Below are 9,446 nucleotides of genomic sequence, written 5' to 3' on the forward strand. Positions count from 1 at the left end.
TTTAGGCTTGTGATTCATTCTTGATTAAGGCAACGATTTTGTGTGCTACATCAGGAAACAAATAGAGACTAACAAGGAGTGTGTTATGAGCTTTATCGCAGCAGTAAAGGGAAAAGAGCCAGATTCGATTCAGTACGATCAAGATGCCATGTCTGCAACGCTGAGAGTAGGCGGGAGCGTGTCGTGGCGACATAACAATCCTGCATTGTTAAAGCTTACTATCGCAGCGAAAAATAATGGCGCCATTGGCTGTGTAAATGGGATAGCCGTATTTCCTGACAAAGCCAGCGGTGAAAACGCATTTATAGATGAGATTGCGCGCGCTAAATATGGCGATATGGTATTGGGTGAAATNGATAACTGAGTTTGCCAGTGACTATATTGTNNNNCCCACCGCCCAACTGGAACGACGAAAAAAACGAGCCAATTTTACCTCATCAAGAGCCAGATACTGGCATGGATATGCACAAACCGGTTGACAATGCTCGAGCATTTTTAGATTTGGTTGAACGCAAAATCGGATGGCAGGCTGGCACTGAGGAACAAATTGAGAAAGACGTAGATAGCGAAGCACAGCAAGTCGGTATCGTAAGCGGCCAAAACGTATTAATTAATGGTCGCACCGCAGTACACAAAGATAGCGGTGGCATGCTAAATACCATAGATGTTTGCTGGACTAAGATTGGTAAGGTTGTTGTGCCAATTCCTTATAGCAATCTCGCCAAATCTGGTGATGCAGCGAGCACGGCAAGCTCGGTAAAAATTAATGGCAACCCTGCAGCCAATATAAAAAGTAACTTTTCAAAAAGTACAGGTGATCAACCCGGTAAAAAGAAAGGCATTGCCAGCGGCACAATCAAAGGCAAAGCCGAATTCATTCTTGGCTCTTTTGATGTGTATATCGAAGGAAAACCCGCCGTACGCCAAGGAGATCTTATGATCTCTAACAGTAAAAATACGCCGCCTGCTCCTCTTAACCAACCGGGTGGTGCGACCCCTAGCTCACTGTCAGTGGCGAAAAGAGATGCAACCCCCGATAAATCAGGAAGTAAAAAGTTAAAAGTAAGCGTATCAGGTAAAGAGTATTACAAGGATGGAGTGAAACTAGGATGAGTGATTTTACAGTACCAGACCTAACGAATCTTGAAACCGCTCACAGAGAGCTGGTTTTTGAAGGGCTAGCAAACGACCAAGAGAAAGTATCTTTGATGGTTGCTGATACTAATCCAGATCTTGGCACCTCTGGATATTATAAAATACCTTTGGGAACGTCAGCGGCGAATGATACTGCGCAAGATGCAGAAGTGGAGTTGGTCCATATTTATCCGTTGAGAATGGGGATAGAGGGGGAAGATCAGCTAAGAGAAGGATTTATCTATATTTACGTTGACGGACACTTATGGCGAGAGCTGGAAATACTTCCAAGAGAGAATGGTGAGGGCGTCGCGTTTAAAGATGTCAATTTAGCCTTCCAAAAGGGTCATAGAGTTATTCGTGTTGCTGGTGATGTGTGTAAAAAAGATAACTATGGCAAAGAGTGTAGTGTAGATAATACAGAATTAGCACTTGAGATGGTCGACAAAGGCGAGCGAAAAGCCACAACAGAAGAATTAAGTACCATCATCGTCCCAAACAAGTTGTATGGTCAACAGTGTGATGTAGAAATAGCCTATTCAGAAACGCAATGGAGCTGGAAGCAAATTGAAGCATTTGGCGGTATGGCGGAAACCGACCCGCGTTTAAACTACGGGCCGAGTGTAAAGCCAGGTGTTAACGGAGATGAAGCTACAAGTAGGCGTGGCAACAGGATGCAAAAGCTCGATAAACTGGCGAGTTTTAAGCAGGGTTACGATAATTCGAGGTTGCCTGATCACTTAGTTTTACCCGTTCCAGATATGTCAGGTGTGTATGTACCGATACTAACCGACAGTTTAGGGTTAGCCCGTGACACCAGCGCCAGAGTTGCGATATACCGCAAGGAGTTGTTAAGCCTTCCCGTAGAATCAATACAACAAGATCCTGAATTTAAATCAGAGTCAAACACAGAACGTTTTGAACCTAGTCCAAACCAATTGGCAAAGCATTCGTTAGCAACTGCAGTTCAGAGCACCTTCTTTCAATATCCAAATGGAATCAAAAAGAAGAAGGCGCTCGGAGTGGAAGTTGATGAAGACGCTGAGGATCTTGCACAGCAGTATCAGGAGTATATAGAAGATAGCTTCAACACCGATGAGTTTAGAAAGTATCTACACACTGATCGCGCCTTTGAACTCGGTCTGCTAATAAACCAATCAAAAGCGAAGCTCTTTGAGATTATTAGCGACGAGCAAAAAAACAATTCTTTTTATTACTCCATTGAAGACTATGCCTACTACGATGATATACGCCGGTGCTTACTATACGCAGTATGCTCCGATGTACTCGGCCCAATAAAGGACTTAACCATTACTCTGATCAGTCATTTTGCGGTGTCAGATGATGATTTCAAAAAGTTAGATGAATTAGATGCGAATGACTTAGGGCAAGAATGTTGGCTAAAAGCGATGGGGACGCATCCGACTGAAAGGCTAAGATTAATTGAGCTGCTCTATCCTAAAAAGATAAAGGATGAGATGACTGCGTATGAGTGCCGTCTTAAAGGTTCAAACGGCGAATTTGACACGCGCTTTGATCTTACGCTTATGCAAGATAACTTGCAGCCCTTACATGACCAAGACTCATCATATACAGATGTGGTAAAACAAGTGCTCCGAAGAGCCTCACAGGCGATGTGGGGATTCTTGGTGATTGGTCTCGAGGTGCCAACCGGATTAAATGCAGCTCAAGGGCAGGATATCAAATCGGTATACGGAGACCGTAAAGCCAAAGCAGAAAGGCTAGCGCTTGATACAAATGCACTAAAAGATGAAAAGGCTGCACTCGAGCGCTCTATTGAAGCTAAACAAGCGGAAATTAGTGCTCAAACTAAAGCGCGCAACAAAGTTTTAAGTTGGGCCACTTCTGCTGGGTTGGATGCAAATGGCGTGGAGAAATTTCTTGATTTACACATAAAACGGCAAGAGCAAGCATTACGTGATTTGAAAAAAACTGCCTCCAATGTGCAATATCAACTAACGAATGCAAAGAGAGAGCTTAATGCATTGTCAAGCTCTATAGAGTATGCAAAATCAGCTAGATTTGAAAACAGTGTCAGAGGGGATCTCTTTGGTCGATTTAAGCAATTAGTAGATGTTTCGACAAATGGTTTGATAAAAGAGATTAACCTATCAATTGCAGACTATTTAGATGGCAATTTACCTGATGGATTTTTACCTCTGGATTTTCAGTCAAAAGCTGAACGAGCATCTAAGCGCCTGAATGAGCTGGAGAAAGCCGCAGAGGCATTTACTGATAGTCATCAGAAGAATCCTGTAGCATACCCTTATGTCAGAACTGAGTTAGGTGGAGGACAGATTGTTCAGCAACAGTTAGATCATATTTTGTCTCTAGACGGTACCTTGGGTGAAATTGAAAAAACACTGGAGCGGCAAAAAATAAAAGCCGAATTTGCACAAAAACGCTTACAGCAAAAAGTATTGGTGTTGGATGCGAGAAAAGTTAAAGGCTTGACCGGTGATATAAATTCAGCTGAAGCAAAGATCAGAGACTTAGTAAATGACATTGATATACAAGAGTGGCAGTTTGATAGTCTACAAAAGGAAGTTGAGTCATTGGAAAGACTCTCAAAGTTTAGTGTTAAACCTCGAACTTACAATATAGCATTAAATGGGACACTATCTTTTATTGCTGCATTAGAAGTAATTAATTTATACGACACAATGACAAATGCTAACGCTAGTGGGCTTGCTAAAGTGTCAGCTGTATTTGACTTTGCCGATATTATGATCAACATCGGTGCGAATGTGGTAGAAAAAAAGGCAGGGTTACCCACCGCGAAACAGGTTAACGCTATTTTAAGGAATTCAGCGGAACATATATCCCCAATTGGGATGTTAAGAGGAATACTGGTTTTTACTGCAAATGCAGTAACATTAATTGCTGCAGCTGTTAGCGCTTATGTTGCGTTTAAGGATGCGATGTTAGAAAAGGAAAGCGGAGATACCGCATTATATTATGCCAATATGACGATGATGGTGGGTTTTTTGTCACTAACCGCTTCAGCAAGTTTAGTCGCTGCAACACATTTAATTTCCGCTTTAAGTGTTGGCGCTGTCGCAACATTTGGCGCTATTGCAAGTGCGCTAGGGTTATTGGGGTTGTTGATTATCTTGATTGGTGCTGGCCTACTACTGATTTTTCATGAGTCTGAAATTGAGGCTTGGCTAAATGCCTGTCCTTGGAGTAAAAAGCGCCAACAAAAATATAAAGACGATAGCAATAAGTCTTCAGCTATACGGGCGTCAACATGGCAGCAAAAAATGGAAAATGCGTTAACCGATTTTTACAGCATGTTGTACTCTCCCTCGATAAATATTCAAAGATTTTTAAGTGTGTTTAAGGTACAGGTAAGCGCGCCACTAACCAATGAATCAGAAGGGTTTTCTGCTCGTTTCTATTGGTCAAAAGAAGGTGATGATAAAATACAGGAGATAAATCATCATCAGTTGGCCAAGCTTAGCAGTGGTTGGAAGCTATATCCTAATCGAACCGGTTATTACTTTGAGTTCACTGAAGGTAAGCTCTGTGAACTGTTAAACCTAGAAGTTGGTAGCTCTATTGAGTTAATCATAGAAGTAGAAAGCTATCCCAATGGTAAAGGAAGAAAAGTGATAGAAAGTGCAACTAAGTTGTACTCTTTACCAACGGTGGTGACTAAAAAAGACGATGGTTATTTGATCACTAAAGGGGTTCGATACATTAAAGAACTTTCAAGATTAAATCAAAAGTTCAGATTTCCTGAAAGGCCGCCATTAAGATAGAAGGAAACGAAGAATGAAAAAGATTGAAGATATGACTCAAGATGAGTTAGATAAATACCTAGAGGAAAGAGCGAAAGAAAGAGAACGATATTATCGAGAAGAAGCTACCGAAGAAGAAAAAAGAGAAAGAGCGAAGAGGCATGCCTATGTAAATCGTAGGTCAGACTATAGACTTAGTGGTGTTTTTTATGAAGAACTATCCAAAGATCATCTTCATAACTTAAGCTATAAGGAACGCTTAGCCAAGGCTGAAGAACTAAACGGTTGTAAGTTTAAAGACGCAAAACCCTGTAAAGACAGATTTGCGCCAAGAGACGACTTTAGTGGTGTAAGTTACTCGAGTAAATGTGATGGTCGGGTTGTTTCCGTACCGCGCTCTCCAGGGCTATGGTCACTTAGATTGCTTTCATTGGTATGGGGTCCTTTGGCTGGAATAAGTTTATTAGTAGTTAGTATGACAGACGACAGTATGCCTGCTTGGCATTCATGGTTAGGGCTGTTTTTACTGACTGCATTCCCTTTAATAATGTACAAATTAGGGAATGCAATTCGTTTTATTGATGCAATAGAGTTTAATCGCCATACCGGTCTGGTAAAAACGCCTTACACCTTATTCAGAAAGCCATTTTATATCCCCATAGAAGATCTTGAGTATGTTGTTGGTCCAGAAGTAAAGAACGCACGAGGTAGCGCATCGATGCAAACGGGTTACTTAAGTTGTAGAAAATACCCAGAACATTATTGGTTTGGAAATCGTATTGGGATTGCAGGGGGAGGTGATGTTCACGATTGGTCACAAATGAATAGGTTTATGGATATTACTCAACCGATTGACGAGTACTATCACAAATCTATGGAAATCCAGTTTAAGAATAACAGGAATGCTCACGGCAATAGCCCATTTCCAGAGGTGATGAAAAAGTACTTTGATGCCGACGACTGCCAAGTAAATCGCATGGAAGTGTGGTAGGGCGTTAATCATTACAAGTGCTTTCTAGTAGTCAGCTAAAAGGAGTTGTTGATGAAAAAGATTGAAGAGATGACTGAAGAAGAGCTGGATAGCTATTTGGCAAATAAAGCGAAGGAAAGAGAGCGATATTATCGAGAAGAAGCAACTGAAGAAGAAATAGAAAAGAAAGCACAAAGAGATGCATACTTGGCTAGAGAGACAAGTTATCGTCGTAGTGGTATTTTTTATGAAGAACTACCCAAAAACCATCTCCATAACCTAAGCTATAAGGAACGACTAGCCAAGGCTGAAGAATTAAACGGCTGTAAGTTTAAAGAAGCAAAACCCTGTAAAGACAGATTTGCACCGAGAGATGACTTTAGTGGCTCGAGTTACCCAAGTCAATGTGATGGTCGAATTGTTTCTGTGCCGCGCTCTCCTGGGTTATGGTCTCTAAGACTGCATGGATTGGTATTAGGCCCTATTATTGGGATTTGTCTGTTAGTGGTTAGTATGACAGACGACAGTATGCCAGCTTGGCATTCATGGTTGGGGCTGTTTTTACTGACTGCATTCCCTTTAATAATGTACAAATTAGGGAATGCAATTCGTATTGTGGATGCAATCGAGTTTAACCGCCATACCGGACTGGTAAGAACGCCCTACACCTTATTCAGAAAGCCATTTTATATCCCCATAGAAGACCTAGAGTATGTTGTTGGTCCAGAAGTAAAAAATATGCGAGGCAGCGCATCGATGCAAACGGGTTACTTAAGTTGTAGAAAATACCCCGAGCACTATTGGTTTGGAAATCGTATAGGTATTGCGGGAGGTGGCGATACTCACGATTGGTCACAAATGAATAGGTTTATGGATATTACTCAACCAATCAACCGCTATTATTATAAAGCTATGGAGTATACGTTTAAGAAGAATAAGAATGCTCACGGCAATGGTCCATTTCCAGAGGTGATGAAAAAGTACTTTGATGCTGATGATTGCCAAATAAACCGTTGGAAGGTGTGGTAGGGCGTTAATCATTACAAGTGCTCTCTAGTGGTTGACTAAAAGGAATTGGTGATGAAAAAGATTGAAGAGATGACTCAAGAAGAGTTAGATAAATATCTAAAGGAAAGAGCGAAGGAGAGGGAACGATATAACCGTGAGGAGGCAACAGAAGAAGAAAAGAAAAAGGATGCTGAAATAGACGCGTATTTTGATAGACAATTAGTTTATCGTCGAAGCGGTATTTTTTATGAAGAGCAACCAAAAGATCATCTCCATGACCTAAGCTATAAGGAACGACTCGTCAAGGCTGAAGAATTAAACGGTTGTANAGTTTAAAGACGCAAAACCCTGTAAAGACGCATTTGCCCCAAGAGATGATTTTGATGGCCCTNAAACGCCTCTTTGGTGCTTGGAATTGTGACGGTGAAAAAGTTGCGGTAGTTCGCCACCCAAGCCTAATACTTTTTAGAATGGTAATCACCATATTGTCCGCAATTGCTGGGTTTATGTTGATTGTACTGACACTGGTTCATACATTTCCAGTAGACTATTTATATTTATGTTTGGCAGGCCTTTTCATCACGCCTTTCTTGTTGTTTAAATTTTCTGACGCTTTACGGTTTCTTGATAACATTGAGTTTAATCGTCATACCGGGTTGGTGAGAACGCCTTACACCTTGTTTAGAAAACCATTTTATATCCCAATNAGAAGACCTTGAATATGTGGTGGGCGTTGAGGTGAAAAGCGCAAGAGGAGGCGGCTCGTTCCAAACGGGTTACCTAAGTTGCAGAAAGTATCCAGAAAAGTTTTGGTTTGGTCACGCGATTGGACTTGGAGATGGTGGGAACCTAAACGATTGGGCTCAGATAAATCGGTTTATGNAACACTACCCAACCGATAGATAGGTATTACTACGAAATTATGGAGTATCACTATAAGCTCGATAAGAATGCCCACTTTAACGGTCCATTTCCCGAGGTGATGAAAAAGTACTTTGATGCTGATGACTGCCAAGTAAACCGCATGGAAGTGTGGTAGGGCGTTAGTATTACAAGTGCTTTAAGTAGTTAATCAAAAGGAGTTGGTGGTGAAAGAAATTAAGGACATGACTCATGAAGAGATACGTAATTATTTAGCAAAGAGGGCTAAAGAAAGAGAAGTGCTCTATCAAAAAGGAGCTACTGAAGAAGAGAAGCGGGAAGCAGAACTAGAAGCATACAGTGATAGACGAGTAGGTTACTGCCTAAGTGAAGCTTATTATGAAGATCTAACTAAAGACCATCTCCATAACTTAAGCTATGAGGAACGCTTAGCCAAGGCTGAAGAATTAAACGGCTGTAAGTTTAAAGAAGCAAAACCCTGTAAAGATGCTTTTGCTCCGAGAGATGCCTTTAGCGGCTCGAGTTACCCAAGTCAATGTGATGGTCAGGTCGTTTCTGTGCCACGCTCACCTGGATTATGGTCACTTAGGCTACATGGGTTGGTATTAGGCCCTATTATTGGGGTTTGTCTGTTAGTGGTTAGTATGACAGACGATAGTCTGCCAGTTTGGCATTCATGGTTGGGGCTGTTTTTACTGACTTTATTTCCTTTAATAATGTACAAAATAGGGAATGCAATTCGCATTGTGGATGCAATTGAGTTTAACCGCCATACCGGGCTGGTAAGAACGCCCTACACCTTATTCAGAAAGCCATTTTATATCCCCATAGAAGACCTAGAGTTTGTTGTCGGTCCAGAGATAAAAAATATGCGAGGCAGCGCATCAATGCAAACGGGCTACTTAAGTTGTAGAAAATATCCCGATCACTATTGGTTTGGAAATCGTATTGGTATCGCGGGGGGCGGAGATGTTCACGATTGGTCACAAATGAATAGGTTTATGGATATTACTCAACCAGTAGATCGATATTACTATAAAGCTATGGAGTATACATTTAAGAAGAATAGCAATGCTCATGGCAATGGTCCATTTCCCGAGGTGATGAAAAAATACTTTGATATCGATAATTGCCAAATTAATCGTATGGATGTGTGGTAGGGGTTAATCATAATAAGTGGTTCGTCAGTCGACTAAAAGAAAGGTTAAGGCCATTAAGGAACAAAAAAGACAAGGGGAGTACGATGCTTGACTCTTTTCATTACAATTATTACTTGACTATCAACAACTTTGGATTTTATAAAAAAAGAGCTGGAATTTGCTTNTACAGCAGATATGATAACTGGTGTTTGTGGTAAGCGATTTAATAAGCCGCATCGTTTTAAAACCTGCACTAGCGGNAAATTCAGTTGTAAGGTTAGTCTTATTAGGTCCTTTTCTTATTTCTCTATGTTGTATGTTCCTATTCATAGGCACAATGTTAGTCGCTCTATTTTCTGGTGAGCTACAAGCTTACCATTTGCAGCTAATAGCGCTACTAATGGTGATAAATTTAGTGTTGGTTAATCTTACTCCATATTTGTCTACTTTCGTTGGAGAAAAATGCGTTTACTTCGACAGAGAAAAACAAAAAGTATCGTTTACTTTGGATATACCCAATTGCGCAGAGCGAGATGAGTTCGGGAATTG

5 protein-coding genes and 1 pseudogene are annotated in these 9,446 nt (G+C 41.0%); all 6 read left to right on the forward strand.

Annotated elements, in window-relative coordinates:
- Positions 1 to 372 precede the first annotated feature (372 nt).
- Positions 373 to 1,113, forward strand: coding sequence for a DUF4150 domain-containing protein (locus CKO50_RS07205; protein WP_255229454.1), 741 nt, complete (start codon positions 373 to 375; stop codon positions 1,111 to 1,113).
- Positions 1,110 to 4,919, forward strand: coding sequence for a hypothetical protein (locus tag CKO50_RS07210; protein ID WP_095727597.1), 3,810 nt, complete (start codon positions 1,110 to 1,112; stop codon positions 4,917 to 4,919). Before CKO50_RS07205 ends, CKO50_RS07210 begins: the two co-directional genes overlap by 4 nt.
- 13 nt (positions 4,920 to 4,932) lie before the next feature.
- Positions 4,933 to 5,889 (forward strand): hypothetical protein, encoded by a 957-nt coding sequence (locus CKO50_RS07215; RefSeq protein ID WP_095727598.1) that lies wholly within the window; start codon positions 4,933 to 4,935, stop codon positions 5,887 to 5,889.
- A 51-nt stretch (positions 5,890 to 5,940) separates the two neighbouring features.
- Entirely contained in the window at positions 5,941 to 6,897 is a 957-nt protein-coding gene (locus tag CKO50_RS07220) for a hypothetical protein (RefSeq protein WP_095727599.1), read from the forward strand.
- Between the two features lie 1,067 nt (positions 6,898 to 7,964).
- Positions 7,965 to 8,918: a hypothetical protein gene (locus CKO50_RS07230; protein WP_095727600.1), complete on the forward strand. Its 954-nt coding sequence runs from the start codon at positions 7,965 to 7,967 to the stop codon at positions 8,916 to 8,918.
- 316 nt (positions 8,919 to 9,234) lie between these two features.
- Positions 9,235 to 9,446, forward strand: a pseudogene (locus tag CKO50_RS24240) (hypothetical protein); the annotation flags it as partial.

Origin of the sequence: Pseudoalteromonas sp. HM-SA03 (assembly GCF_002289345.1) — a bacterium.
Taxonomy (GTDB): Bacteria; Pseudomonadota; Gammaproteobacteria; order Enterobacterales; family Alteromonadaceae; genus Pseudoalteromonas.

Excerpts from the sequence above, each read along its gene's own strand:
- CKO50_RS07210 (WP_095727597.1), top strand. The coding sequence starts at position 1,110 with ATGAGTGATTTTACAGTACCAGACCTAACGAATCTTGAAACCGCTCAC.
- CKO50_RS07215 (WP_095727598.1), top strand. The coding sequence starts at position 4,933 with ATGAAAAAGATTGAAGATATGACTCAAGATGAGTTAGATAAATACCTA.
- CKO50_RS07220 (WP_095727599.1), top strand. The coding sequence starts at position 5,941 with ATGAAAAAGATTGAAGAGATGACTGAAGAAGAGCTGGATAGCTATTTG.